The sequence below is a fragment of the Mesorhizobium opportunistum WSM2075 genome, from assembly GCF_000176035.2.
Taxonomy (GTDB): domain Bacteria; phylum Pseudomonadota; class Alphaproteobacteria; order Rhizobiales; family Rhizobiaceae; genus Mesorhizobium; species Mesorhizobium opportunistum.
Genome location: NC_015675.1, coordinates 2,787,597 through 2,813,546, shown reverse-complemented (window position 1 = coordinate 2,813,546; position 25,950 = coordinate 2,787,597). Strand labels below are relative to the sequence as shown.

At 63.9% G+C, this 25,950-nt stretch carries 26 protein-coding genes; 14 read left to right on the top strand and 12 right to left on the bottom strand.

Going from position 1 to position 25,950, the window contains the following annotated elements:
- The first annotated feature begins 117 nt into the window (after positions 1-117).
- Positions 118-369, top strand: coding sequence for a hypothetical protein (locus MESOP_RS13475; protein ID WP_013893884.1), 252 nt, complete (start codon positions 118-120; stop codon positions 367-369).
- A 3-nt stretch (positions 370-372) separates the two neighbouring features.
- On the opposite strand, the gene MESOP_RS13470 is transcribed toward MESOP_RS13475, so the two are convergent.
- Positions 373-1,011 carry a DNA-3-methyladenine glycosylase I gene (locus tag MESOP_RS13470; RefSeq protein WP_013893883.1) on the bottom strand — a complete coding sequence of 213 codons (639 nt, stop codon included), beginning with the start codon at positions 1,009-1,011 and terminating at the stop codon, positions 373-375.
- A gap of 214 nt (positions 1,012-1,225) precedes the next feature.
- Here MESOP_RS13470 and MESOP_RS13465 point away from each other — a divergent pair, with 214 nt between their 5' ends.
- Complete coding sequence (locus MESOP_RS13465) at positions 1,226-1,969, top strand: L,D-transpeptidase (protein WP_013893882.1); 744 nt, start codon at positions 1,226-1,228, stop codon at positions 1,967-1,969.
- 271 nt (positions 1,970-2,240) lie between these two features.
- A complete protein-coding gene (locus MESOP_RS13460; RefSeq protein WP_013893880.1) occupies positions 2,241-3,161 on the top strand; it encodes a bifunctional 5,10-methylenetetrahydrofolate dehydrogenase/5,10-methenyltetrahydrofolate cyclohydrolase in 921 nt (306 codons plus the stop codon).
- A gap of 15 nt (positions 3,162-3,176) precedes the next feature.
- Here MESOP_RS13460 and glcF read toward each other — a convergent pair whose 3' ends face one another.
- The 4 genes from glcF to MESOP_RS13440 all read right to left on the bottom strand — a co-directional run bounded on the left by glcF (position 3,177) and on the right by MESOP_RS13440 (position 9,037).
- A complete protein-coding gene (gene glcF / locus MESOP_RS13455; protein ID WP_013893879.1) occupies positions 3,177-4,502 on the bottom strand; it encodes a glycolate oxidase subunit GlcF in 1,326 nt (441 codons plus the stop codon).
- A gap of 4 nt (positions 4,503-4,506) precedes the next feature.
- Positions 4,507-5,718: an FAD-binding protein gene (locus MESOP_RS13450; RefSeq protein WP_013893878.1), complete on the bottom strand. Its 1,212-nt coding sequence runs from the start codon at positions 5,716-5,718 to the stop codon at positions 4,507-4,509.
- Between the two features lie 221 nt (positions 5,719-5,939).
- Positions 5,940-7,436, bottom strand: coding sequence for an FAD-linked oxidase C-terminal domain-containing protein (locus tag MESOP_RS13445; protein ID WP_013893877.1), 1,497 nt, complete (start codon positions 7,434-7,436; stop codon positions 5,940-5,942).
- A gap of 278 nt (positions 7,437-7,714) precedes the next feature.
- Positions 7,715-9,037: a DUF3422 family protein gene (locus tag MESOP_RS13440; RefSeq protein ID WP_013893876.1), complete on the bottom strand. Its 1,323-nt coding sequence runs from the start codon at positions 9,035-9,037 to the stop codon at positions 7,715-7,717.
- A 223-nt stretch (positions 9,038-9,260) separates the two neighbouring features.
- On the opposite strand from MESOP_RS13440, the gene MESOP_RS13435 reads away from it, so the two are divergent.
- Genes MESOP_RS13435 through MESOP_RS13425 form a run of 3 tightly spaced genes read left to right on the top strand, consistent with a single transcriptional unit; the run spans position 9,261 to position 12,036 of the window.
- Entirely contained in the window at positions 9,261-10,043 is a 783-nt protein-coding gene (locus MESOP_RS13435; RefSeq protein WP_013893875.1) for a FadR/GntR family transcriptional regulator, read from the top strand.
- 51 nt (positions 10,044-10,094) lie between these two features.
- Positions 10,095-11,231 (top strand): alpha-hydroxy acid oxidase, encoded by a 1,137-nt coding sequence (locus MESOP_RS13430; protein WP_013893874.1) that lies wholly within the window; start codon positions 10,095-10,097, stop codon positions 11,229-11,231.
- Between the two features lie 37 nt (positions 11,232-11,268).
- On the top strand, positions 11,269-12,036 hold the full coding sequence (locus MESOP_RS13425; protein ID WP_013893873.1) for a metallophosphoesterase: 768 nt from the start codon (positions 11,269-11,271) through the stop codon (positions 12,034-12,036).
- A gap of 161 nt (positions 12,037-12,197) precedes the next feature.
- On the opposite strand, the gene MESOP_RS36545 is transcribed toward MESOP_RS13425, so the two are convergent.
- The gene (locus MESOP_RS36545; RefSeq protein WP_013893872.1) at positions 12,198-12,329 is read right to left on the bottom strand and encodes a hypothetical protein; all 132 of its coding nucleotides are present in this window, start codon (positions 12,327-12,329) and stop codon (positions 12,198-12,200) included.
- A gap of 294 nt (positions 12,330-12,623) precedes the next feature.
- Positions 12,624-13,322, bottom strand: a complete 699-nt coding sequence (locus MESOP_RS13420; protein WP_013893871.1) for a type 1 glutamine amidotransferase — start codon at positions 13,320-13,322, stop codon at positions 12,624-12,626.
- Positions 13,323-13,410: 88 nt separating this feature from the next.
- On the opposite strand from MESOP_RS13420, the gene MESOP_RS13415 reads away from it, so the two are divergent.
- The 5 genes from MESOP_RS13415 (at position 13,411) to MESOP_RS13395 (ending at position 17,876) form a co-directional block, all read left to right on the top strand.
- Positions 13,411-14,073 carry a hypothetical protein gene (locus tag MESOP_RS13415; protein WP_013893870.1) on the top strand — a complete coding sequence of 221 codons (663 nt, stop codon included), beginning with the start codon at positions 13,411-13,413 and terminating at the stop codon, positions 14,071-14,073.
- A gap of 31 nt (positions 14,074-14,104) precedes the next feature.
- On the top strand, positions 14,105-14,839 hold the full coding sequence (locus MESOP_RS13410) for a 16S rRNA (uracil(1498)-N(3))-methyltransferase (RefSeq protein WP_041164117.1): 735 nt from the start codon (positions 14,105-14,107) through the stop codon (positions 14,837-14,839).
- Between the two features lie 248 nt (positions 14,840-15,087).
- Complete coding sequence (locus tag MESOP_RS13405; RefSeq protein WP_013893868.1) at positions 15,088-16,461, top strand: glutamate--cysteine ligase; 1,374 nt, start codon at positions 15,088-15,090, stop codon at positions 16,459-16,461.
- A gap of 90 nt (positions 16,462-16,551) precedes the next feature.
- Positions 16,552-17,589, top strand: a complete 1,038-nt coding sequence (locus MESOP_RS13400) for a DUF937 domain-containing protein (protein ID WP_013893867.1) — start codon at positions 16,552-16,554, stop codon at positions 17,587-17,589.
- Between the two features lie 29 nt (positions 17,590-17,618).
- Positions 17,619-17,876 carry a hypothetical protein gene (locus MESOP_RS13395; RefSeq protein ID WP_140780420.1) on the top strand — a complete coding sequence of 86 codons (258 nt, stop codon included), beginning with the start codon at positions 17,619-17,621 and terminating at the stop codon, positions 17,874-17,876.
- Positions 17,877-18,017: 141 nt separating this feature from the next.
- On the opposite strand, the gene MESOP_RS13390 is transcribed toward MESOP_RS13395, so the two are convergent.
- Complete coding sequence (locus MESOP_RS13390) at positions 18,018-18,308, bottom strand: DUF1127 domain-containing protein (RefSeq protein ID WP_013893865.1); 291 nt, start codon at positions 18,306-18,308, stop codon at positions 18,018-18,020.
- Positions 18,309-18,485: 177 nt separating this feature from the next.
- Here MESOP_RS13390 and MESOP_RS13385 point away from each other — a divergent pair, with 177 nt between their 5' ends.
- From MESOP_RS13385 to MESOP_RS13375, 3 genes are all read left to right on the top strand, one after another.
- Positions 18,486-19,442 carry a LysR substrate-binding domain-containing protein gene (locus MESOP_RS13385; RefSeq protein WP_013893864.1) on the top strand — a complete coding sequence of 319 codons (957 nt, stop codon included), beginning with the start codon at positions 18,486-18,488 and terminating at the stop codon, positions 19,440-19,442.
- 85 nt (positions 19,443-19,527) lie between these two features.
- A complete protein-coding gene (xseA, locus tag MESOP_RS13380) occupies positions 19,528-21,174 on the top strand; it encodes an exodeoxyribonuclease VII large subunit (protein ID WP_013893863.1) in 1,647 nt (548 codons plus the stop codon).
- A 4-nt stretch (positions 21,175-21,178) separates the two neighbouring features.
- Complete coding sequence (locus MESOP_RS13375) at positions 21,179-22,297, top strand: DmpA family aminopeptidase (protein ID WP_013893862.1); 1,119 nt, start codon at positions 21,179-21,181, stop codon at positions 22,295-22,297.
- 55 nt (positions 22,298-22,352) lie between these two features.
- Here MESOP_RS13375 and MESOP_RS13370 read toward each other — a convergent pair whose 3' ends face one another.
- The 4 genes from MESOP_RS13370 to MESOP_RS13350 form a co-directional block, all read right to left on the bottom strand.
- On the bottom strand, positions 22,353-22,604 hold the full coding sequence (locus tag MESOP_RS13370; protein ID WP_013893861.1) for a DUF768 domain-containing protein: 252 nt from the start codon (positions 22,602-22,604) through the stop codon (positions 22,353-22,355).
- Positions 22,605-23,035: 431 nt separating this feature from the next.
- Complete coding sequence (locus MESOP_RS13360; RefSeq protein ID WP_013893860.1) at positions 23,036-23,725, bottom strand: SDR family NAD(P)-dependent oxidoreductase; 690 nt, start codon at positions 23,723-23,725, stop codon at positions 23,036-23,038.
- Between the two features lie 294 nt (positions 23,726-24,019).
- Complete coding sequence (locus MESOP_RS13355; RefSeq protein ID WP_013893859.1) at positions 24,020-25,039, bottom strand: isopenicillin N synthase family dioxygenase; 1,020 nt, start codon at positions 25,037-25,039, stop codon at positions 24,020-24,022.
- Positions 25,040-25,318: 279 nt separating this feature from the next.
- Entirely contained in the window at positions 25,319-25,948 is a 630-nt protein-coding gene (locus MESOP_RS13350) for an FMN-binding negative transcriptional regulator (protein ID WP_013893858.1), read from the bottom strand.
- Positions 25,949-25,950: the final 2 nt, after the last annotated feature.

Genomic DNA, 25,950 nt, shown 5'->3' with positions numbered 1-25,950 from the left:
AGAAGGAAAACGATTGAAACAAAAACGAACCAAAAATGAAACAGTCCAGCCATGAGCACGGCATCGTGCCGACACAATCGCGGCCGATATAGCGCACCACACGAAGGGGTTCGGGACATGACCAGCGCAACAAAATTCCATGCCAACAGCGATGCCGGCGAACTGCCGGCGCGCTTGCGTCCGGCCGACATCCGCGCTCCGAAGATGGTTGGCCAGCCTGCCGGGCCATTCGAGATACCGGCCGATATCGGAAAGGGGCCTTCGATGCGCGATGCATTCGTGACCGGCCTGCTCGTGATCTACCCGACGGTGGCCACCGTGGTTGCGATCGTCGCCGGCCTGTTCCTGGCCAGCATCAACGGCACCTGAGCCCTATTTCGGCCGCTTGAAAGCCTTCCTTTCCTTCTCGACCTCCTTACGGCAAACGCAACCCTCGAGGTGGTCGTTGACCAAGCCCATGGCCTGCATGAAGGCATAGACCGTGGTCGGGCCGACAAAACTCCAGCCGCGTTTCTTCAGTTCCTTCGAAATCCGCACCGACACCGCCGTGGTCGGGTTGGCGCGCAGATGGGCGAGGTCGACGATCCTGGGCCGTTCGTCCTTGCCGGGTTCGAACTTCCAGAACCAGGCGGCCAGCGAGCCGAACTCGTCCACCATTTCGCGGGCGTGCTTGGCGTTGTTGATGGTCGAGACGATCTTGCCGCGATGGCGGATGATGCCGGCATTGCCGAGCAGGCGCTCGACATCCTTGTCGGTGAAGGCGGCGACCTTGTCGAAGTCGAAGCCAGCGAAGGCCTCGCGAAAATTCTCGCGCTTGCGCAGGATGGTCAGCCACGACAGGCCCGACTGGAAACCTTCGAGGCAGATCTTTTCGAACAGCCTGCGGTCGTCCGACACCGGCCGGCCCCATTCATGGTCATGATAGTGCAGATAGTCGGGCAAATTGCCGTGCCAGAAGCAACGCGCGACACCGTCGGGACCGGCGAGCAGGCCGGTATTGTCTTTTTCCATTGGCCAAAATCCGTTCGTTAACGCGCTTGCGCTGCATTTACTGCGGCTTTACCAGATTCCTGAACCCGGCGGTAACCACACCAAAAGGTTTACTGACAGAACCGCATTTTACGCATTCCGATTCATGTTTCGGTTGCTGCTTGCACGCCAATGATCGCTGAACCGGGAGGTCGTTTCCACCCGGTTTTATCAGACGATCAAGGGTGCGTTCCCGATGAAGAGAGTTTTGTTTCCCGTGCTTGGCGCCATGGCTGTGTTTGCCTCCGGCGTCACGCCCTCAGCCGCTGACGACCGCTATGCCGACAGGCCGCCGGTGATGGTCAGCCCCGACCTTTCCGCCCCCTGGGTGCTCCAGCTTGGCAATGCGCCCGGCATCGTGCGGCAGAACCGCCAGGTCGTGCAGCAGCCGCGCCTGCGCACCGTGCAACCGGCGCAGCCCGACCGTGTGCGGACGGCAGCCGTGCAGGCTCCGGCCAAGCGTGTGGCCATGCGCCCGCAGATCAACCCGATCTACCTGCCGCAGGAAGTCGCCTATGACGGGCCGCAGAAGCCAGGCACGATCGTCATCGATACGACGCAGAATTTCCTCTTCCTGATCGAGAAGAACGGCAAGGCACGGCGCTACGGCGTCGGCACCGGCAAGCCGGGCTTCGAATGGTCGGGCACGCACAAGATCACCAACAAGCGCGAGTGGCCGGACTGGCGCCCGCCAGCGCAGATGATCAAGCGCGAAGCCGCCAAGGGCCGCTATCTGCCGACCTATCTGGCCGGCGGCATGGAGAACCCGCTCGGCGCGCGCGCGCTCTATCTCGGCACGACCGAGTACCGCATCCATGGCACCAACCAGCCGTGGACGATCGGCGGCGCAGTGTCGTCTGGCTGCATCCGCATGCGCAACGAGGACGTGGTCGACCTCTATGAGCGGGTCAATGTCGGAACCACGGTCGAGGTGATATAATAGTTCTCGCGAATCACTTGGCCGGCAAAGCATTGAGCTTTTAGGGGCCAGTCTAGGAGATAACGGGGGACGGGCCGTATGGGGATGCGGCCGGTCAGGAAGGGCAGCACGGGAAACCGCGCTGCCCTTTCCGTTTTCCTGTGAAAACCGAGCCGACACCCAGGCAAGGCTGCGCCCGAACGTCGCGCCGAAGGCATGGTGGTTCGCTTTCGTGCTGCCATTTTCGATGTTCCTTTGCTATGGGAGCGCCACCAGACAAAAGAGTTCATCCATGTCCCTGTCCGACGACAACCGCTATCTCAAGGGCGGCCCGGTTGCCCAGCGCATCATCGCCGCCGTGCGCGAGGATGCCGCGATTGCCAAAGCCGAGGGTTTTCCGCCCAAACTGATCTCGATCACCGTCGGCGATACCGACGCGGTCGATGTCTATGTGCGCAACCAGCGCGCCAAGGCCGAGCTCGCCGGCATCGATTTCGAGGAAAGGCGTTTTCCCGCCACCATCACGTCGGGCGAACTGGAGGCCGCCATCCACGGCCTGAACGCCGATCCGCGCGTCACCGGCATCATCATCCAACGACCTGTGCCCGCCCATATCCCGATCAAGACGCTGCAGGCGGCGGTGCATCCGCTCAAGGATGTCGAGGGCATGCACCCGGCCTCGATCGGCAACATCGTCTACAACCAGCTCGATCTCGCGCCCTGCACGGCGGCCGCCTCGGTCGAGCTGCTCAAGGAAACCGGGCTCGATCTCAAGGGACTGGAGGTCGTGGTCGTCGGTCATTCCGAAATCGTCGGCAAGCCGATCGCGTTTCTGCTGATGAGCGAAGGCGCGACGGTGACCGTCTGCCACCACATGACGCGGTCGGTCGCAGCGCACGCGCGGCGCGCCGACGCACTGTTCGTTGCGGTCGGCAAGCCACGGCTGATCAAGGCCGACATGGTCAAGCCCGGCGCTGCCGTCATCGACATCGGCATCAATTCCGAGATCGGGCCGGATGGGACGAGCCGCATCGTCGGCGATGTCGACACCGAAAGCGTGCGCGAGGTCGCCTCCTGGATCACGCCGGTTCCGGGCGGCGTCGGTCCGATCACCGTGGCGATCCTGCTGCGCAACACGATGGTGGCGCTCAGCCGCCAGCGCGCGCTCTACGAGGCGACTTATGGCACGGCGGACCGGCTGGCTGCGGAGTAACCGCCGAGCGCGGCCCTACTCCGCGGCGACCAGGCTCTCGTCAAGAACGCCTTCCGGCTTCGGTCCGCCGTAGGCCCAGTCGAGCAGTTTTACCGTGTGCACCACGGGCATCTTGGCGGCGGAAGCGATCTGGGTGATGCAGCCGATGTTGCCGGTGGCGACGATCGAGGCGCCCGTTGCCTCGATGTTTTTCACCTTGCGGTCCCGCAGTTTTGCCGAAATCTCGGGCTGCAGGATGTTGTAGGTGCCGGCCGAACCGCAGCACAGATGGCCCTCACGTGGCTCGCGTACGACGAAGCCGGCCTTGGCCAGCAGCTCTTTAGGCTGGCGGGTGATCTTCTGGCCGTGCTGCATCGAGCAGGCGGAGTGATAGGCAACGACCGTGCCCGGCTTGCGGACCGGCTCGGGCATGTCAAAGACGGCCAGATATTCGGTGATGTCCTTGGCCAGCGCCGACACGCGCGCAGCCTTGTCGGCATAGGCCGGATCGAGACGCAGCATGAAGCCATAGTCCTTGATCGTCGTGCCGCAACCCGACGCGGTGATGATGATGGCGTCGAGACCGCCCTGGTCGATGGCGCGCGTCCAGGCATCGACGTTCTGCCGGGCCGAGGCAAGCGCTGCCTGTTCGCGCCCCATATGGTGGACCAGCGCGCCGCAGCAGCCCTCGCCCGGTGGCACCACGACCTCGACGCCGAGCCGCGTCAGCAGTGAAATGGTCGTGTCGTTGATGGCGGGATCGAGCACCGACTGCGCACAACCGGTGAGGATGGCGACACGGCCCTTTTTCACCCCCTGCCCGGCATGGATGCCTGGCGAGGCCATCGGCGAAGCTGCCGGGATCGACGCCGGCGCGAGCTTGAGCATGGCGCCAATCGGCTTCAGCGCCGGGACCTTCTCGAACAGGCCGATGAACGGCTTGCCCAGCTTGGCAAGCTTGAGCGCCGCGCGGAAGCGCTGGGGATAGGGCAGCACGAAGGCCAGCATGGCGCGGGTCAGGCGATCGAGCAGCGGCCGCTTGTAGGTCTCCTCGATATGGGCGCGGGCATGGTCGACCAAGTGCATGTAGTTGACGCCCGACGGGCAAGTGGTCATGCAGGCCAGGCAGGACAGGCAGCGGTCGATGTGGGTGACGATCGCCTTGTCGGCGGGTCGGCCGTTTTCCAGCATGTCCTTGATCAGGTAGATGCGCCCGCGCGGTGAATCGAGTTCGTTGCCAAGCGTCACATAGGTCGGGCAGGTGGCGGTGCAGAAGCCGCAATGCACGCATTTGCGCAGGATCTTCTCCGATTCCGCGACATCGGGATCGGCCAGCTGGGCAAGCGAGAAATTGGTCTGCATCGCGTTAGTCCTGGGCCATGCGGCCGGGATTGAGGATGTTCTTCGGATCGAATTCCTGCTTCAGCCGCCTGCTCAGTGCGGCAAGCGCCGGCGACTGCGGCTCGAACACCGGCAGCGCGGCACGATGGGCAGGTGCCGCGCGCACCATAGTCGCATGGCCGCCGCCATGTTTGCGCAACAAACCACGCAGCAGGGCGGCCTCCGGATCGCCCTCTTCCATACGCAGCCACACCAACCCGCCCTGCCAGTCATAGAAGGCGCTGACGGCGGCCTGCATGCGCAAGGTCAGGACCATTTGATGCCCTTGGGAAGGCGTCATCGAGACGCGCCAGACCGGTTTCTCGCTGCCGTCGGCGAACGGCCTGCAGTCGCGCACATCGCGCCAGATCTGCCGCGAAACGTCCCCGGAAATTTCCTCCAGCGGTCCGGCCTTGCCGAGCAGCGTCTTCAGCGCGGCGATACGATAGGCGACGGACGGACCAAAACCCTCGACCCGCAGCAGCGTGGCGGCATCGCTGCCGAGAGCGCCGCCGGCGACACGCGCGGCAATGCGCTCGGGCAAATGGGCAGCGCTCGACACTTCCGCGCTGGAGCCGAGCGCCAGGGCCATGGCGCTTGCTGCCGCCTCGTCGAGCAAGCCACGCAGCGCGAGCGTGACCTCGGTCTCGGCCGCGGGCAGCACCTTGAAGGTGACATCGGTGAACACGGCCAATGTGCCCCAGCTGTTGGCCATCAGCTTCGACAGATCGTAACCGGTGACATTCTTGACCACGCGGCCGCCCGACTTGAATTCCTCGCCCCGCCCGGACACCACATTGATGCCAAGGATATGGTCGCGCGCGGCACCGGCCTTCAGCCGGCGCGGACCGGCCAGGTTCGCGCCGAGCACACCACCTATGGTGCCCCTGCCCGGTTCGCCACCGAGCAGCGGGCCGTAATCCATCGGTTCGAAAGCGAGCTGCTGGCCGTTTTCCGCCAGCAGCTTCTCGATGTCGACCAGCGCCGTGCCGGCCTTTGCCGACAGCACCAGTTCGGCGGGTTCATAGAGGGTGACGCCGGTGAGTTCCGAGAGGTCGAGCGTGTGTTCCGTCTGCAGCGGACGGCCGATGCCGCGCTTGGAGCCGTGGCCGAGGATTTCGAGCCGCGCCTCTTCCGCCACGGCCCAGGCTATGGTGGAGAGGACTTCGGATGAGGTGGTCGGGGTGAAGGTGGTCATGAAGAGAACGCGCCCTCGAATGCGGAAACGCCGCGTTCCTTCGCACCCCCCTCTGTCCTGCCGGACATCTCCCCCGCAAGGGGGGAGATTGGCAGCTTCAGCCACTCGCCTGGCTGGCAGCGCTGGAGATTAGCGAAACCCCACGCGACATCCGATCTCCCCCCTTGCGGGGGAGATGTCCGGCAGGACAGAGGGGGGTGTTCAAGCGCTGGCATACCCACTCAAAACCTCGGAATGTCCGGAAACGGCAGCTTGCCGCCCGAAATATGCATGCGTCCAAGCTCAGCGCAGCGGCGAAGCTGCGGGAACATTTTTCCCGGATTGAGCAGGTGGTTGGGATCGAAGGCGCATTTGACGCGCATCTGCTGGTCGAGGTCGACCTGGTTGAACATCTCAGGCATCAGGTCTCGCTTCTCGACCCCCACACCGTGTTCGCCTGTCAGCACGCCGCCGACCTTGACGCAGAGCCGCAATATGTCGGCGCCGAAGCTTTCGGCCTTGTCGAGTTCGCCCGGCACGTTGGCATCGTAGAGGATCAGCGGGTGCAGATTGCCATCGCCAGCGTGAAAGACGTTGGCGACGCCGAGCCCGTATTTTTCCGACAGTTCGCGCATGCCGGCCAGCACGCGTGGCAATTCCTTGCGAGGGATGGTGCCATCCATGCAGTAATAGTCGGGCGAAATGCGGCCCACCGCCGGAAATGCCGCCTTGCGGCCAGCCCAGAAGCTGAGCCGCTCCTGCTCGGACTGCGAGATGCGGCAGGTGGTCGAACCGTTGCGGATGGCGATTGCCTCGACCGCGGTGATGAGATGATCGACCTCGACGCCCGGCCCGTCGAGCTCGACGATCAGCAGTGCCTCGACATCGAGGGGATAGCCGGCATGGACGAAATCCTCGGCTGCGTGGATCGCCGGCCGGTCCATCATCTCCATGCCGCCCGGAATGATGCCGGCGCCGATGATGTCGGCGACGCACTGGCCGCCCTGCTCGCTGGTCGGGAAGCCGATCAGCAGCGCGCGCGCCGTCTCCGGCTTCTTCAGGATGCGCACGGTGACCTCGGTGACGACGCCGAGCAAGCCTTCCGAACCGGTCATGACGCCTAGCAGGTCGTAGCCTTCCGAGTCGAGATGATTGCCGCCGAGCCGGACCACTTCGCCGCTCATCAGCACCATCTCGATGCCGAGCACATTGTTGGCGGTGAGGCCGTATTTCAGGCAATGCACGCCGCCGGAATTCTCCGCGACGTTGCCGCCGATCGAGCAGGCGATCTGGGAGGATGGATCGGGGGCATAGTAGAAGCCCTCCTGCTCGACGGCGGTGGTGATGCCAAGATTGGTGACGCCCGGCTGGGCGACGACGATGCGATTGGGGTAGTCGATCGCAAGGATGCGGTTGAAGCGGCTCATAACCAGCAGCACCGCGTCCTCGAGCGGCAGCGCGCCGCCCGACAGCGAGGTGCCGGAGCCGCGCGGCACGACGCGGATGTTGCGATCGTTGCAGTATTTCAGCACCCGGGAAACCTGCGCCACCGTTTCGGGCAGCACCACTACCAGCGGCAGTTGGCGATAGGCGGTCAGGCCGTCGCTCTCGAACGCCCGCATGGCATTGGCCGCATCGACAACGCCTTCGCCCGGCACGATGATGCGCATGTCGGCGACGATCTCGTCGCGCCGGCGGATCGTGGCGTCGTCTGGTTTCGGCATGGCCAAGCCGGACATCAGCAGCCTCATTTCGCTTGACTGGTCAAAATCTTTTACCAGTGAAGCGCGATGGTTGCAAATATCTCGGCAGCGAAGATCCAAGTCCAGGGACGAGCGAACCTTCCGCAGCGGCAATCTGCCGCTGTCTCACCCTCCCCTTGTGGGGAGGGTCGCGAACGAAGTGAGCGGGTGGGGTCGGCGCGGCGCTTTATGATGCCCCCCACCCCGTCTCACGATCTTCGCTTCGCTGCGATCATGAGCCAACCTCCCCACAAGGGGGAGGGTAAGGGCTGCCGCTATTCGCCCGGGTGCTTGCCGGGCTCGGAATGCATCTGGCGCACGCGGCGCACGCCCCACCAGACCAGCAGGATGGCGATAGGCACCGATGCGGCGGTGACGATTTCGGGCGCGAAGGCATGGCCGAAAATCGAGGCGCCCTTGGCGACATAGCCGATGAGGCCGACCACATAGTAGGAGACGGCGGCGACCGAGAGGCCTTCGACGGTCTGCTGCAGGCGCAGTTGCAGGCGGGCGCGGTTGTTCATCGAGGCGAGCAGGTCGCGGTTCTGCTTTTCGACCTCGACATCGACCCAGGTGCGCAGCAGCGTCGTGGCGCGGGTCAGCTTGCGCGACAGATTGGCTTGCCGCTCCTCGACCGACCGGCAGGTGCGCATGGCCGGTGCCACGCGCCGCTGCAGGAACCCGCCCCAGGTGTCGTAGCCGGGCACGGCTTCTTCCTCGAGCGCCTCCAGCCGCTCGACGACGATGCCGTCATAGGCGCGGCTGGCGCCGAAGCGGTAGAGGCTCGATGCCGCGTCCGCCTCCAGTTCCGCGGCCAATTCGGTCAGGTCGGCGAGCAGCGTCTGGCTGTCGCGGGTCTCGGCGACCTTCATTTCCAGCGTGGTCTGGGCAAGCCTGTCCTCGATGCGGCGGGCGCGGCCGGACAGGGTCAGCGCCAGCGGCAGGCCGAGCATGGCGAGCGTGCGGTAGGTCTCGATGTCGATCAGCCGCTGCGACAACGCTCCGGTGCGCGCCGGAGTCAGGCCACGATCGAGCACCAGCATGCGCGTCATGCCGTCGCCGTCCTGGCGGAAATCGGTGACTATGGCCGCATTGCCGCGTTCGACCAGCGAGTAGCACAGGCTGGTCGGGTCGAAAGCGGCGATCAGCCGCTCGCTCGCCTGCGTCCACTTGCGAATTTCCAGGCGGATGCCCGAGATGACGGTTCCCGGCGGCGAAAAGCCATTGCCGAAGGGCGAGTCCTCCTGCGTTCTGCCGTTTTCGGAAAGCGGCCCCTCCCACAGATAGGTCGAGAATTCCGTGTGCCGCTCCCAACGCAGCGAGCCCTTGCCCGACTTCATGGCATGATGGCGGGCCTGGCGATCCGGCGCGGCGATGCCGAGCCGCCGCGACAGTTCGGAAAGGACGGCATGATCGACACTGGAGCCGCCCTCGGTCATGAAGGCAAGCTGGATCAGGACGCGCGGCTTTTGGATCAGCGGATGCGGCCGGGCATGCACCTCACCCAGCGCGCCGGGCCGGCCTTCATGCGCCGGAAAGCCCATGACGCTGCCTTGGGCGCGCGGCTGGAACTCGAGATTGGACGGGTCGTCTGACACGGCTAGTTCCCCGGTTTCTCTGAACCGTCTTTCTTTGACCTTTTGGCAATTGCGTCCCTCTAGGACCAATAGGCTGGTGACGCAAACAGCAAATTTTAGCCGAAGACGATATGACGCCGCGCGGCAAAACCGACCCGCCTCGACCAATTGGATAAATAATTTGACCAGTTGGCGACGCAGGCTTTATCCTGCGCGACACCGTTTTCACCTTCCAGGCATTCTGTTGAGCGATATTTTTTCCAGGATCGAGCATTCGCGCACCGCCGACGAGGTCGTGCAGCAGATCGAAAGCCTCATCCTCGAAGGCGTGCTGCGCACCGGCGACCGGCTGCCGGGCGAGCGCGAACTGGCACGCCAGTTCGACGTATCGCGGCCGATCCTGCGCGATGCCCTGAAGGCGCTCGAAGGGCGCGGGCTTTTGACGACCAAGGCCGGCGGCGGCACGCATGTCGCAGACATCATCGGCCAGCTGTTCACCAAACCGGTGGCGGACCTGATTTCGATGCATCGCAAGGCGGTCACCGACTATCTGGAATACCGCCGCGAGATCGAAGGCATAGCCGCCGAATATGCGGCGCGACGCGCCACGCCGGAGGATCTCGCGCTGCTCGACCGCATCATGGCACGCATGGACCAGGCGGATCGCACCGGCGATTTCGACGACGAGGCCGAAATCGACGTCGAATTCCATCAGGCGATCTGCGAATGCGCGCACAACATCCTGCTGCTGCACACGCTGCGCTCCTGCTATAGGCTGCTGTCGGAAGGCGTGTTCCAGAACCGGTTGCTGGTCTTCACCGTACCCGGCGCACGCGAGGCCTTGCTTGCACAACACCGGGCGATCCACGCCGCGGTAAAGGCCGGCGACCCGGCCGGCGCCCGCCAGGCGGCGATGGATCACATCACCTATGTCGAGCGGTCGATGGCCGAGGCGGAGCGCAGCGGCGACTGGCAACGCGTGTCGCGGCTGCGGCTGCGGCAGCGCTCGGAAGCCGGCGACACCTAACCAGCACGCGGACGCACCTAATCTAATCAATTCGATCAAGCGGGGACTATCATGAGCGACATTCTCACCATCGCGGACCTCAAGGATCTCGCGCGCCGGCGCGTGCCCAAGATGTTCTTCGACTATGCCGATTCGGGCGCCTGGACCGAGAGCACCTATCGGGCAAACGAGGAAGACTTCCAGAAGATCAAGTTCCGCCAGCGCGTGCTGGTCGACATGAGCAACCGCTCGCTGGAATCGACCATGATCGGCCAGAAGGTGGCGATGCCGGTGGCCTTGGCGCCGACCGGCCTGACCGGCATGCAGCACGCCGATGGCGAGATGCTGGCGGCGCAGGCGGCCGAGGAATTCGGCGTGCCGTTCACGCTCTCGACGATGAGCATCTGTTCGATCGAGGATGTCGCCTCGGTGACGAAAAAGCCTTTCTGGTTCCAGCTCTATGTCCTGCGCGACAAGGATTTCGTGCTCAATTTGATCGACCGGGCGAAGGCGGCGAAATGCTCGGCGCTGGTGCTGACGCTCGACCTGCAGATCCTCGGTCAGCGCCACAAGGATGTCCGCAACGGGTTGACCGCGCCACCCCGCATGACGCTTACCAACATCATCGACATGGCCATCCGGCCGCGCTGGTGCCTGGGCATGGCCGGCACCAAGCGCCGCACTTTCCGCAACATCGTCGGCCACGCCAAGGGCGTCGGCGACGTGGCCTCGCTGTCGTCATGGACGACGGAGCAGTTCGATCCGCAGCTGTCGTGGAAGGATGTCGCCTGGATCAAGGAACGCTGGGGTGGCAAGCTGATCCTGAAAGGCATTCTCGACAAGGAAGACGCGCTGATGGCGGCCAAGACCGGCGCCGACGCGATCATCGTTTCCAACCATGGCGGACGCCAGCTCGACGGCGCGTCGTCCTCGATCATGGCGCTGGAGGAGATTGCGGACGCGGTCGGTGACAGAATAGAGGTGCATATGGATGGCGGCATCCGCTCCGGCCAGGACGTGTTGAAAGCGCTCTGCCTCGGCGCCAAGGGCACCTATATCGGCCGGCCATTTCTTTACGGGCTGGGCGCGCTCGGCAAGGAAGGGGTTACCAAAGCCTTGGAAATCATCCGCAAGGAGATGGACATCACGCTGGCGCTGTGCGGAAAGCGTCTGGTCACCGACATGGGCAAGGACCAGCTCCGGCGCTAGCATCGGGTGACGACCTGACCACGGAGAACAGCGAGAGTTGGCGGAACCCGGGATCCATTTTCTCGACGCGCATGGGCCTGACGGCATGCGGCTCTACGCGATCGGCGATGTGCATGGCCGGCTCGACCTGCTGGCCGCCATGCACCGGCGGATCGAGAGCGAGCTGCAGTGGGAACCGGTTCGCGACTGGCGGGTGATCCACCTCGGCGACTATGTCGACCGCGGGCCGGACTCCAAGGGCGTCATCGACTTTCTCATCGAGGCGCGCGAACGCGATCCGCGAAATCTGATGCTCGCCGGCAACCACGATATCGGCTTTCTCGATTTTCTGGGAACCCCTGACCCGGAAGGGCTTTTCATGCGCTATGGCGGCGTGCAGACGGCGCTGTCCTATGGTGTGTCACTCGCCGCCGATGCCAGCTGGTTCGGCAAGACGGAAACGCTGAGACGAAGACACGCGGCGCTGCTGGAGGCAATGCCACCCGGCCATGTCGATTTCCTGCGATCGCTGCCTTTTTCGGTAACGTTCGACGACTTCTTCTTCTGCCATGCCGGCATCAGGCCGGGCATCCCCCTGGAGAAGCAGAACCCGCAGGACCTGATCTGGATCCGCGACGTTTTCCACGATTACACCGGCCTCTTCCCGAAGATCGTGGTGCACGGCCACACTCCGGTGCCGGAAGCGGAAGTGATGGCCAACCGCGTCAATGTCGACACGCTTGCCTGGCAATCAGGCATGCTGACCGCGCTCGTCGTGGACGGCGCGGACAAACGCATCCTGGAAATCACGATAAAGGAAGCTTGAGCGCCCGCGTCCGAGGACGCGAAGACGTTGCGGCTTTAGAGCAATTCCAGGAAAAGTGTGACACGGTTTTCCCGGGAAAAGCGCGTAGCGCTTTCCCTTGGGAATTGCGTAAAAACAAAGAGATAGAGCGGTTCGCCGTTTCCGTGAAACGGTGAAATGCTTTAGCGCAAGGAAGCGGTGACGCCGTAGCCGTCGACCGCATTGTGGTTGTTTGCCGCGTCGGCGGCATAGATACCCAGACCGCAAAGCACGATGGCGGAGAGCATGGCAAAGGACAGAAGCGCTGCTTTCACGGAAGTCATCTCTTGTTGAGCTTTCTGCATCTGTGCACGAGGCGGTTACCAATGCGTTGAAACGGAAAAATCGCTTCAAAATTTCGACGATTTCGCGCTTCTAGGCATGTTCTGTATCGGCGGTGTGTCGCACGGGTCACACAAAAGGTTCATCGCGGTTGCACAGCCGATGCAAAGCGCGCGCCTTCTAGGATGGCGGGCGGACACAAGCCAAGGAAGAAAGGGTTTTCCCGGAAGGATTCACGGCTGCGTGCCAATTATGTCACGCAGCAGAGCGCCCCAAAGGGCGGAGGCTCAGATAGTCGCCACCCAGGCGCGGGCAATGGCGAGGCCGGCGGCGTCGGCGTCGGGGCCGTTGCGCGCCATTTCGCCATCGAGCTCGCCGGCCCAGTCTGGATGGCGCGCGGCAATGATCGGCGCGAAGGAGGAACTCCAGTCCTTGACCATCGGCCGGTTGGCCTCGAAGTGGAACTGGAAGCCATAGACGGCGCGGCCGACGCGAAACGCCTGATTTTGAGCGACATCGTTGCCGGCGAGCCGTACGGCGTTTCGCGGCAGCTCGAAGGTGTCGTCGTGCCACTGGAAGATCGGGAACTTTTCCGGCAAAGCGCCAAGCACCGGATCGGCCTTGGCGTCCGGCGTCAGCGACACGCCGCGCCAGCCGAATTCGTTGGCGCCGCCGATGCGGTTCTCGCCACCGAAGGCGCGTGCGACCAGCTGGCTGCCAAGGCAGATGCCGAGCACGGCGCGATCCTTGCCGGCGAAATCGCGGGTCAGTTCGAGCAGCGCCGGAAAATAGGGATACTCATCGTCGGCCAGCGCATTCTGGCCGCCGCCGAGCACCACCATGGCGTCGTGCCCGGCCGCATCTTCCGGCAGGGACTCGCCCTTGTAGGGCAGGCGCACATCGAGATCGGCACCCGCTTCCGCAAGTGCGGCTCCGACCTGGCCGAGGCCGGTATTGTCGTAGTTCTGGACCACCAGCACCCGCATCGCAAAACCCTGCTGACATGAAAAAGATGCGACGAGCGATATCATGCCGCCAGCGTTGCAGCCAAGATGCGTATCCCAGGAGAGAACTATGCCACTGCAGAACCGGGTCGATCCGTTCGGCGCCATCCACGCCGTGCCCGAGCGCGGGCTGTTCACGGGCAATCGCGGTATCATCCACGACCCCGAGACCAGGACGCTGCTCAGGAAACGCTGGGCGCTTCAAGCCTGGATCATCTGCGTCTGCCAATTCCGCAATGTGCGGCGCCAACCGATGGGCCGAAACCGCAGGAGCGACGACCATCTAGGCGGCAAGGCGGGCTGGACGGAATTGTTCTTCCTCGACGAGGTGACGGCACTGGCGGCGGGGCATCGTCCCTGCTTCTTCTGCCAGCGCGAACGGGCCAAGGATTTCGTCGGCCATTTCGGTGAAGCCTTCGGTATTGCCGAGCCGCGGGCGCCGCAGGTCGACAAGCGACTGCACAAGGAGCGGCTGGCCTCGGGCGGCAAAAGGCCGGATGTCGCAACGGCCGAGCTTGCCTCCCTGCCCGACGGTGCGGTGATCGCGGCCAACGGCTGCGCATATGCGTTGCGCAACGGCAAGGCGTTGCCGTGGTCCTTTGCCGGATATGGCCCGCCCATCGGCCTTGACCAGTTCGAAGGCAAGGCGCTTGTCCTGCTGACCCCGGAGACGACGCTTGCGGTCCTGCGTCATGGCTTTCGGCCGGTGTGGCATCCGTCGGCCGAGGCTTGACGCCAGCGGCCGGCTCGCCCATTCCTCGGCCATGCGCGCCAACTACAAGATGCAACGGCTGTTCGTGCCCGACGATCTCGCAGGGGATGCCGAGTTCGATGCCGGCCAGCAGCAAAGCCACTATCTCATGCATGTGCTGCGGCTCGGCGAAGGGGCCGAGATCCTTGTCTTCAATGGCCGCGACGGCGAGTGGTCGGCGGCCATCGCCGCGAAGACAAAAAGGGCGGTGCGGCTGAAGGTGCTGGCGCTGCAGCGGCCGCAGCCGCCGCTGCCCGACCTGATCTATTGTTTCGCGCCCCTGAAACAGGGACGGCTCGACTATCTCGTGCAGAAGGCGGTCGAGATGGGCGCCGGCATCCTGCAGCCCGTCATCACCCAGCATACGCAAGTGGCAAAGCCTTCCATCGACCGACTGCGCGCCAATGTCGTCGAAGCCGCCGAGCAATGCGGCATTCTGGCAGTGCCGGAGGTTCGCGAGGCGGAAAAATTCGAGCGCGTGCTGACTGGCTGGGACAAGGGACGGCGGCTGATTTTCTGTGACGAGGACGCCTCGACCAACAATCCGCTGCCTGCCTTGCAGGCGATAAGGGAAAAGAAGCTCGGGCTGCTAGTCGGGCCGGAGGGCGGCTTTTCCGATGAGGAGCGCAAGATGCTGCGCGCCCTGCCCTTCGTGAGCGCTATTCCGCTCGGGCCGCGCATCCTGCGCGCCGACACGGCGGCCGTGGCCGCGCTTGCGGTGATCCAGGCAAGTGTCGGAGACTGGTAGGACTTGATTTCTTGCAAGGGGCGGCCTGGGGCCGTAGCCTTCAATTCCTCTTGACCTGTGGCTCAGGATTTTTCGCTTGATCGGCTACTGACATTTCGTCCATCTAGCGCCGGCGGTCGTCCGGCCGCTCTACAGCGCCGCGCGTCCTTTCGGACGCGCAAAGGACGCTGTAGCATTCGATTGGGGCACATGATCCTTTCCGAAAATCGAAAGTCGATTTTCGGGGTCATCTGCCGAGGGCTAAGATCATGGCGCGCGACACAACCGATTTCCGGCCGATCGAAGGCGTCGACGAACTCGTCGAGCACCTGGCCGAAGGCAACAAGCCGCGCGACAAGTGGCGCATCGGCACCGAGCACGAGAAATTCCCCTTCTATGTCGATGGCAATGCGCCGGTGCCCTATGGCGGAGAGCGCGGCATCCGCGCCATCCTCGAAGGCATGCAGTCGAAGCTCGGCTGGGATCCGATCATGGATGACGGCCGCATCATCGGCCTGGTCGAGCCGACCGGCCAAGGTGCGATTTCGCTCGAGCCTGGCGGCCAGTTCGAACTCTCCGGCGCGCCGCTGGAAACCATCCATCAGACCTGCCGCGAGGGCAATGCGCATCTGGCCCAGGTGCGCGAGATCGCCGAGCCGATGGGAATCCGCTTCCTTGGCCTTGGCGGCAGCCCGAAATGGTCGCTGGCCGAGACGCCGAAAATGCCCAAGTCGCGTTATGAGATCATGACGCGCTACATGCCCAAGGTCGGCACCAAGGGCCTCGACATGATGTACCGCACCTGCACGATCCAGGTTAACCTCGACTTCGAGAGCGAGGCCGACATGCGCCGCAAGATGCAGGTGTCGCTGAAGCTGCAGCCGCTGTCGACGGCGCTGTTCGCCAATTCGCCCTTCACCGAGAGCCGGCCGAACGGCCTGCAGAGCTGGCGCGGCGACATCTGGCGCGATACCGACAACCAGCGCTCGGGCCTGCTCGAATTCTGCTTCTCACCGGATTTCGGGTTCGCCGACTATGTCGAATGGGCGCTCGACGTGCCGATGTATTTCGTCATTCGCGACGGCCGCTATCATGACATGACCCATATCACCTTCCGCCAGTTCATGGCCGGTGCGGCGCGCAATGAAGTGCCCGACGGGCTGCCGACGATGGGCGACTGGGCCAACCATCTGTCGACGCTATTCCCGGACGTGCGCCTGAAGCGGTTCCTCGAGATGCGCGGCGCCGATGGCGGGCCGTGGCGGCGTATCTGCGCGCTGCCGGCCTTCTGGGTCGGACTGCTCTACGACGAGGCGGCGCTCGACGCGGCGGAGGCATTGACCTCGAGCTGGACATATGAAGAAACACTGGCCATGCGCAATGCGGTGCCTGAACTCGGCATTTCCGCGCCTTTCCGCAACACCTCGCTGCGCGAGATCGCGCGCGACGTGCTGGCCATTTCGCGCACGGGGCTGAAGAACCGGGGCAAGAAGAACCGTGACGGCTACGACGAGACCTCGTTCCTCAACACACTGGACGAAGTGGTTGCGCGCGGCACCACCAGCGCCGAGGAGATGCTTTCCGCCTATCACACGCGCTGGGGCGGTTCGATCGAACCGGTGTTCATGGAATATGCCTATTAACCGCGAGCCGTAGCGAGCGACAAAAGCTGCTTCAATCGGGCGTTGAAACGAATTAGGCTCTCCGCCCAGGATTTCCCGGAGGAGAAGCCGATGCCTACCTTGTTCGACATGCTGACCCAGGCCCAGAACGGCAATGGCATGCAGGCGCTTGCCCAACAATATGGGCTTTCGATGCAACAGACGCAGGCGGCGGTCGCAGCACTGCTGCCAGCCTTTTCGCAGGGGCTGCAACGCAACACCGCCGACCCTTATGGGCTCGGCGCCTTCATGACGGCGATGGCAAGCGGCCAGCACGCCAAATATTTCGAGGATGCGACCCGAGCCTTCTCGCCGCAAGGGGTCGATGAGGGCAACGGCATTCTGGGGCATCTGTTCGGCTCCAAGGACCTGTCGCGCGCGGTCGCCAGCCAGGCGGCGCAAGCCAGCGGTGTCAGCCAGCAGATCCTGCAGCAGATGCTGCCCACGATCGCCTCGATGGTGATGGGCGGGCTGTTCAAGCAGACGACCAACCAGATGCAGGCCGCCGGCGGTTTCGGCGGTGGCGGCAACAATCCGCTCGGCGAGATCATCGAGCAGATGATGCGGCAAGGCGGGGGCATGCAGGCTCCGGCTCCACAGCCACGCCAGGCGCCGCCACCTCAAAACCCGATGGACAACCCGCTTGGCAAGGTCTTGCAGGACATGTTCGGCGGCGGTACGCCGCAACCGCAAAGCCAGCCGCAACCGGCCCCCAATCCCTATGGCGACAACCCGCTCGGCAAGGTGCTGCAGGACATGTTCGGAGGTGGCACGCCGCAGCCGCAAGGCCGGCCCCAGCCGCAGCCGCAGCAGACCCAGAGTCCCTATGGCGACAATCCGCTCGGGAAAATCTTCGAGGAGATGCTACGGCAAGGAGGTGGTGGTGGCGGCTTGCCTGGCGGACAGCCGGCGCCACAACCTCAGGCCTCGCAACGGCCGCAGCAACGACAGGCGCCGCTGCCAGAGACCAATCCGAGCGGTAGGGCGAGGAACCCGTTCGACGATTTGTTCGGCAAAATGTTCGAGACCGGCGCCCAGCAGCGCGACGAGTACCAGAAGGGCGTGGAAACGATCTTCGACCAATTCAAGCGGGACATGGACCGGCGGTAGTTCGAGCAATGACTTTAGGTGAAATAGTCGTGAACGGCTTGATGGCTGCAGCACTAATTGGGGGTGTCTACTCAATTTATCGGTATGACTTCCTTAGTCCGGGCGATGCTCCCGGTTACAGAGACATTCGCGACGCCTTGAGATACGGAAAACCGCTTCCGTCGCAATGGAAGCCCTTGGACGAGAGCAATCGCGCCGGCTATGGGATCTTTGCCGTCAGCCTTTTGGCCTTCGGGATTCTCATTTTTACAGACAGATGGCTGATTGAACTGATCGATCAGTTCTGAGCCACAAAAGAAAAGCCCGGTCCTGGGAGGACCGGGCAACGTGCAGGCAGGGCCGGCGGGGGACCGGCAGGGAGTGGGGAGCCTGCAGAACCTTTGGTCCCGCTGAACCGTGAATGGGTTCACCGGACCGAAACTCGGCGATCAAGCCACCTTGCGGGCGATGTCCTCGATCGTTTCCACACGATCGCTGGCAATTTCCCGCAACATCGCCGTCGGATCGCGGCCAAACGGCACGTCGATGGCGACATGCAGGTCGGCGCGCGTCAGGCCGATGTCGGCGAGCTCGGCGTCCGACATCTCACCAAGGCGATAGAAGGCGCGGCGGTTTTTCCAGGCGCGATAGGCGTTGGAGACGGTGTTTGCCACGCGCGCCGCAACAGCCGGACGCGAGGTGATGCGCGAGGTCTCGGTGGCGAAATCAAACGTGGTCATGTCGGTCTCCTTCAGACTCGAACGGACAAAACCGAACGATCGGCGCTGGCGACAGCGGCCGTTTCGGCTTCGATTCACATGCCTTCATGTGGACAATACCAATTTGCCACCAGCCAATTGATTAATCCAACGAATGTTTCTAATCATAGACATCAACAACAATGATGGATTGGACCGATGAAAGCGCCGCTCGATCTCGATCAGTTGCAGACCTTCATCTCGATTGCCGATACCGGCAGTTTTACCCGCGCGGCGGAGGAGGTTCACCGCACCCAGTCGGCGGTGTCCATGCAGATGCGCCGGCTGGAGGAGCGGATCGGTAAGCCGCTGTTCGAGAAGGAGGGGCGTACCAACAGGCTGAGCGAGGAAGGCGACAAGCTGCTCTCCTACGCAAGACGGCTGCTCTATCTCAACCGCGAAACGCTCGCCGCCTTCGACGACCAGCGGCTCGAAGGCACGATCCGCATCGGCACGCCGGACGACTATGCCGACCGTTTCCTGCCTGAGATCATGGCCCGCTTCACGCGCTCCAACCCGCGTGTCGAGCTGACCGTCATCTGCGAGCCGACGCCGGGGCTGGTCGAGCATATCAAGCGCGGCAATCTCGATCTGGCGCTGGTGACGCACAACGATGTCCGCGGCCAGTCGGAGGTCGTGCGGCGCGAGCCGCTGCTGTGGGTCACCTCGGCCAACCATGCCACGCATGAACAGGTAACGCTGCCTATGGCCTTTGGCCGGCCGAACTGCATCTGGCGGCGCGCCGCCGTCGATGTGCTCGACCAGCAGAACCGCGACTACCGCATCCTGTTCACCAGTTTCTCGGCGACCGTCATCACCGCCGCGGTGCTCTCGGGCCTGGCGATCTCGGTGCTGCCGGAATGCGCGCTCAGGCCCGGCATGCGGGTGCTGGGTGAAGCCGACGGCTTTGGCGCCCTGCCCGATTGCCGCATCGGCATCATGCGCGGCCAGACGTCGCGGCCGGAGATCGTCGACGCGCTCGCCCGCCATATTTCGGAAAGCCTGGACAATATTTCCGTGCCGCTTGGCGAGGAGACGGGAACATTCGACTTCGCGGCACTTGCCTTCGCCAAGATGAAGCGGAGCAAGCCGAACCAGATCCTGCCGGGTTGGTAGGCGGGGATCAGACACATGCGGACCATGAGCGGCTGGATCGACACTGCGCCTTGACGCGGAACGCCAACCAGCCCCCAATCGAGCGATGAGCGACGCAGCATCCGAATCACGCACCAACGCCACCGAATACACGGTGAGCGAGATTTCCGGCGCGCTGAAGCGCACGGTCGAGGACGTCTTCGGCAATGTGCGGGTGCGCGGGGAAATCTCCGGCTATCGCGGGCCGCACTCCTCCGGCCATGCCTATTTCGCGCTGAAGGACGACCGCGCCCGGCTCGACGCCGTGGTGTGGAAGGGCACGATGAGCCGGCTGAAATTCCGTCCCGAGGAAGGGATGGAGGTGATCGCCACCGGCAAGCTCACCACCTATCCCGGCAAGTCCAACTACCAGATCGTCATCGACAATCTGGAGCCGGCCGGCGCCGGAGCGCTGATGGCGCTGCTGGAAGAGCGCAAGCGCCGGCTGCAGGGAGAAGGGCTTTTCGATGCCGGCCGCAAGCGCCGGCTGCCGTTCATGCCGCGCGTCATCGGTGTCGTCACCTCGCCGACCGGATCCGTCATCCGTGACATCATCCACCGCATCAAGGACCGCTTTCCGTTGCACGTGCTGGTCTGGCCGGTCCGCGTGCAGGGCGAGACGTCAGGCGTGGAAGTGACCAATGCCGTCGCTGGGTTCAACGCCTTGGCATGGGACGGCGCCATCCAGCGCCCCGATCTCTTGATCGTGGCGCGCGGCGGCGGCAGCCTCGAGGATCTGTGGGGTTTTAACGACGAGGCGCTGGCGCGCGCCGTTGCCGCCTCCGGCATTCCGGTGATCTCGGCCGTCGGCCATGAAACGGACTGGACGCTGATCGACCTCGTCGCCGATGTGCGGGCGCCGACACCGACGGGCGCCGCCGAAATCGCCGTGCCGGTGAAGGCCGACCTCGAAGCGACGCTTGCCAGCCTGGGCGCGCGGCTCAAAGCGGCGGTCCTGCGCAACTTCGAACGCAAGCGGCAGGCCGCCCGTGCGGCGGCCCGTGCCCTGCCCTCGCCCGACCAATTGCTCGCGCTGCCGCGTCGTCGCCTCGACGAGGCGACAAGCCGGCTCGGCCGCGGCCTGATGGTTTCCACCGAACGAAAGCGGGCACGATATGTTGCCGTGAAGCTGACGCCGACGATGCTGTCGCAGCGAATTGCCGAGGCGCGGCGCACCAACGAACGCAATCTCTTGCGAGCGCAAGGAGCGCTGCGCGCGCTGGCGAGAGCCCGGCGTGCGGAGCTAAATCGGGCAGCGGACCAGTTGCCGAAATGCGCGAGGGCATCGCTGCAACGACACAGGCAGCAGCTGGCCTTGCTGCAAGGCCGCATCACGATCGAGCCGACAGCGCGGCGCCAACGCGTGCAAAGGGATTTGCTGACAGCCTTGACGAGACGCGGCGGCCAGGCGATGCTGATCCGGCTGGAGCGGTTGCGCGGGCGCGTCGTCCAGGCAGACCGGCTGTTGGCGACGCTTTCGCACAAGGCCGTGCTGGCGCGTGGCTTCGCGCTGGTGAAGGATGCCGACGGCGCCGTCATCAAGCAGGCCGCCGACGTGGCGTCGGGAATGGCGCTTTCCTTGGAGTTCGCCGACGGCATTGCTGATGCGGTGGCGACCAGCGGTGCGGCCCGGCCGAAGCCGGCTGCCAAGCCATCCGCCAAGACCCCGGTTGCCAAGACCAGGGAACCCGGCAATCAGGGATCGCTGTTCTGAGACCATGACCGACAATCCGCACCATCTGGCAACGCCATCCGGCAAGCCGCGCGCGCGAAGCTTCGGCATCGGCTTCGACGGAACGCCAGGGCCATTCAACGCAATCACCGACGTGCCGGGCATCGCGGTCGGCTATGCGACGCTGATATCGGGCGACGGCGCGCTTGTCGTCGGCAAGGGGCCGGTGCGCACCGGCGTCACCGCGATCCTGCCCAGGCCGCGCGCCAAGCTGGCCACGCCGGTCTTTGCCGGCATTTTCAGCCAGAACGGCAATGGCGAACTGACCGGCTCGCACATCATCGAGGAAACCGGCGCCTTCAACTTCCCGATCACCATCACCAACACGCATTCCTGCGGTGTTTCACGCGATGGCACGCTGCGCTGGATGCATCATGTGCTGCCGGCAGCACTCGACAGCGGCTGGGGCCTGCCGGTGGCGGCGGAGACCTATGACGGGTTTCTCAACGACATCAACGGCCACCATCTGACATCGGATCATGTTGGCGAGGCCCTCGACGGTGCCGCCGGCGGCCCGATCGAGGAAGGCAGCGTCGGCGGCGGCACCGGCATGATCGCCTTCGGCTTCAAAGCCGGTTCCGGTACTGCGTCGCGCATGGTCGAATGGCAGGGCGGCGCCTACACGGTCGGCGCCTTCGTGCAGTCGAATTTCGGCAAGCGGCGCAATTTTACCCTTCGCGGCCTGCGTGCCGGGCCGGAGCTCGTGGAACCGGCGATCCGCGAAGGGACGCCGCGCGCCGAAAAAGGCTCGATCATCGCCGTCATCGCCACCGATGCGCCATTCCTGCCGCACCAGATGAAACGACTGGCCCGCCGCGTGCCGCTCGGCGTCGCCATGACCGGCGGCTTCGGCTATCACAGCTCGGGCGACATCTTTCTCGCCTTCTCGACAGCCAATCCCGCCGCGGCGCTGGCGCCGTCGGGCCGGATCGCCAATGCCGATTTCATCCCGGATAGCGACATCGACCCGTTCTTCGACGCGGTGATCCAGGCCGTGGAGGAGGCGATCCTCAACGCGCTGACCGCCAATGATGACATGACCGGGCGCGACGGCAATTTCGTGCCGGCGCTGCCGAAGGCTTGGCTAAGAGAAACGTTCGGCTGAGACGAAAACGCGGGCCGAAGGGCCCGCGCATTCAGACAGGGTCGCCCCTAAAATTCTATTCGGCGGCTTTGCTGGACGCCTGCTGGTTCCCGTCCGCCTCGGCTGCTTCCTCGAGCCGGGATGCGATGAGTTCCTTGATGTCGCCGACTTCTTCCTGGATGTCTTCCAACGGAATGCCGACCTCCGCTGCCTTGGCAGCGCATTCCTTGGCCAGAGTCTCGGCCTGCTTCTCGATCCTGGCGTGGGACTGGCAATGGACCTTTTCGCCAATCCATCCCTGCAAGAACTCGATCGCGTGTTCACTCATACTGCTGTTCCCTGGCGGCAAAGCCGGTTGGTAATCATAAACGCCGGCATCCCGCAAAGGATGCCTGTCCCCATTCCAACCGAGTCGTAACGCCCCGGCAAGCCGATGCCGTCCAAGGTCCACAGAGCCGTAGGAAATCGAGGTTTGAAGAACATTTTCTGATTCTGGAGGGGCTGGTACCGTTTAGCCGGATCGACCCGGCTGTGCGCCACTGTTTCTATTTGCTTTTTTCCGGTTTTCGAGCCGATTTTCGTCACAAAAGATGGCGCAATACGTAGCACATTTACAGTCGCTTCCGTGGCGCAGCCCTTAGGCATGCGTTACGAAGCCGCCGCTATATAGTGATATCCCCGTTCAATGTCGACTCCTCTCGATTTTGCCCGCAAGACGCGGAAAGTCGCACCTTTTGCCAGCCCCGTCAGCCAGCCCCGTCAGAATGTCTCCACCCAAGGCCTGAGCTCCATTTCCCAGGTCCAGGCGCTGCGCTGCTGGCGATGGATGGAGAGATAGGCCTCGGCAATCGCATCCGGTGACAGCCGGCGATCCTGCGGCTCCGACTCCTGGCCGGACATGGCCGAAGCGATGGCGCCATCGATGAGGAAGTGCGCGACGTGGATGTTCTTCGGGGCCAGTTCGCGGGCCATGGATTGCGCCAGTCCGCGCAAGCCGAATTTCGGCATGGCAAAACCGGCGGAGCCGGCGAACCCTTTCACGCTTGCCGTCGCGCCGGTGAAGAAGATCGAGCCCGCCCCTCGAGCGAGGAGCCGCCGGGCCGCTTGCTGACCGACCAGGAACCCGCCATAGGCGCCGACCAGCAATGCCTGCCGGACCGCCTCGGGATCGAGCTCGGTTATCGGGCCGCGGGCGCGTCCGCTGGCATTGAAAATCACGATCGAAAGCGGACCGGCCTTGTCGGCGACATCGAACAAACGCTCGACCGATGCGGGATCGGAGACATCCGTTGCCACGGCCTGCGCGCCGATTTGTGCCTGCAAGGCGCCGAGTTTCTCGATATTGCGGGCGGCCAGGACCACGCGAAAGCCCTCGCCGGCGAGCAGGCGCGCCAGCGAGGCGCTCAATCCGGAGCCCGCGCCGGCGATGACGGCGACATTGGAGGTCATGAGACCCTCCTTCTTTCCACTGATTGCGGCCGATCACCGAATGACCCAGACGAAACCTGCCGGATCGGCGCGGCCCTGGCAACGCGCGTGTCAGGAAGAAAAATGGCCGGGCGCGAAAGCGGCCCGGCCAAAAAGAAGGTCAAAACCTTCAGAGGGGAACACCGTTCAACGAAATGGGAGGAAAACGCTGAGCGGATTTTTCCCTTTTGAGCCGATTTCCGGCCAGATACGACGAATAATTTTCTAAAGATCGGCATGAGTTGCGAAAATCCTGTCCTTTCGAGCCTGTGAAGCTCAGCCGGCTCGGACTTCCGGTTCCAGCAGGTCCGCATAGTGGCGCCGCGCGACGTCGGGATGCGAACGCAGCCGGCTTTTCAGCAGATTGGTTCCGACATCGCGAAACAGCGGATTGTCCGGATCGCTGGCCGGCCCGCGTGCCTGCGCCGCCAGTTCCTCGGAAAGACCAAGCAGTGGTATCGTCGCATCGAGCCTGGCGCTGAAGAAGAACGGCACCGAAATGCGCTCGACACCGGCGGGCGGCGTTACCACGCGGTGCACCGTTGCGCGCAAATAGCCGTTCGAGGCCAGTTCAAGCAGTTCGCCGATGTTGACGACGAGCGTTCCGGGAATGGGGTCCACATCCACCCAGCTTCCATCATAATCGACCTGCAGCCCTTTGCTGTCGTCCTGGAGCAGCAGCGTCAGGAAGCCGCCATCCTTATGCGCGCCGACACCCTGGTCGCCGCCGGTTGCATCGCGGCCGGGGTAGCGCACGATCTTCATGCGGTGATTGGGCTCCCCTTCATAGATAGGGTCGAAAGCATCCTCGGGTTGATCGAGCGACAGTGCGAAGGCTTTCAACAGCCGGATCGCCACCGCCGTCGCCTTGCTCTGCCAGGCAAGCAGTGCCGGCTTGAGCTCCGGCAGTGCGGCGGGCCACTGGTTTGGTCCTTGCAGCCGCGTCCAGGCGGGAATTCCCGGTCCTTGCGCAATGGGCTGGCGTTCGACACCGATGTCGAGTTGTTCGCGCCAGTCCTCCTTGCCCCTGGTCAGTTCGCCACCGGCGCGCGTGTAACCGCGGAACTGCGCGGATCTGACCATCTCGATCGCAAGCTTGTCGGCCTCCGGCAAGGCGAAGAAATGGCGCAATGCGGTGAGCACCTCGCTGATCTCGGCCCAGGAGATGCCATGTCCGGCCAGATAGAAGAAGCCGATATCGCGCGACGCGGAACGCAAGTCCGCCAGAAATGTCCGGCGCTCCGACGCGCCTTGCTCCAGACGGCTCAGATCGAGCACAGGCACTATTCTTGGCATATCAGGTTCCTTCCCCTGGTCTTTCGGGACGTGGCATGAACTTCCACTTGGAAAACCCAGCCAATTGAATGTGCAGGCACTTTTCCGCGACCGGAGTCGCCATCAGTGCTTGCAAGTCTCATCGACTTCCTATTGCCGGGAAAGGAACGATCGGCCCTTCGAGGCCGCCAGGGCGAACGATTTTTCCACGCATGGATGCGAGCAGAAGATCGCGGGCGAGCAGAAGTCGCGGGCGGAGTGGCCTATTGAAGGTCAACTGGCAGGCAAGTTTCTCGTCGGTCAGTCGCAGCGATGGGCATTGTGCGTCTTCATCATGGCCGCCAGCGCCGGATCGGTTTCCTCCAGCGCGCCGATGGCTCCGTCCGTGTCGTAGAGGCGCTCATCCTGGCCCATCTTGAACTTGGCTTCGAGGCGCTTGATCGGCATGTCGAAGCCGATGATGCTGGGCATGCGCCTCTCCATGCCGCCGGGACCGAGTTCGCGCATGCGCCAGCGGTCGTCGCGATCTCTTTCCAACATGTCGACAAGTTGCAGGAGATGCCGGGCGGTGCCGTAGTCGTCGAGCGGCACCGGCCGGCCATGGCAGTGCACCACGGCAAAGTTCCAGGTCGGCGCACTGTCGCGCACCGGATTGCGCGGATACCAGGACGGCGAAATGTAGCCGTGCGGACCCTGGAAGACGGCGACCGTCTCCCTGCCCTCGGCAATCAGCGCGCTGTGCGGATTGGCCCTGGCGAGGTGTGAGACCAGCGTGCCGTTTGCGCCGCGCGTGCGGTCGAGCACGTAGGGCAGGTGCGAGACGACGAGCCCTTGCGGTCCCGATGTCACCACAGTGGCAAAGACGGCCGCCTCGATCAGGCCGAAGACATCGTCGCGCGACAGCGGCGCGAATTCTGGCTTGCTGTACATGA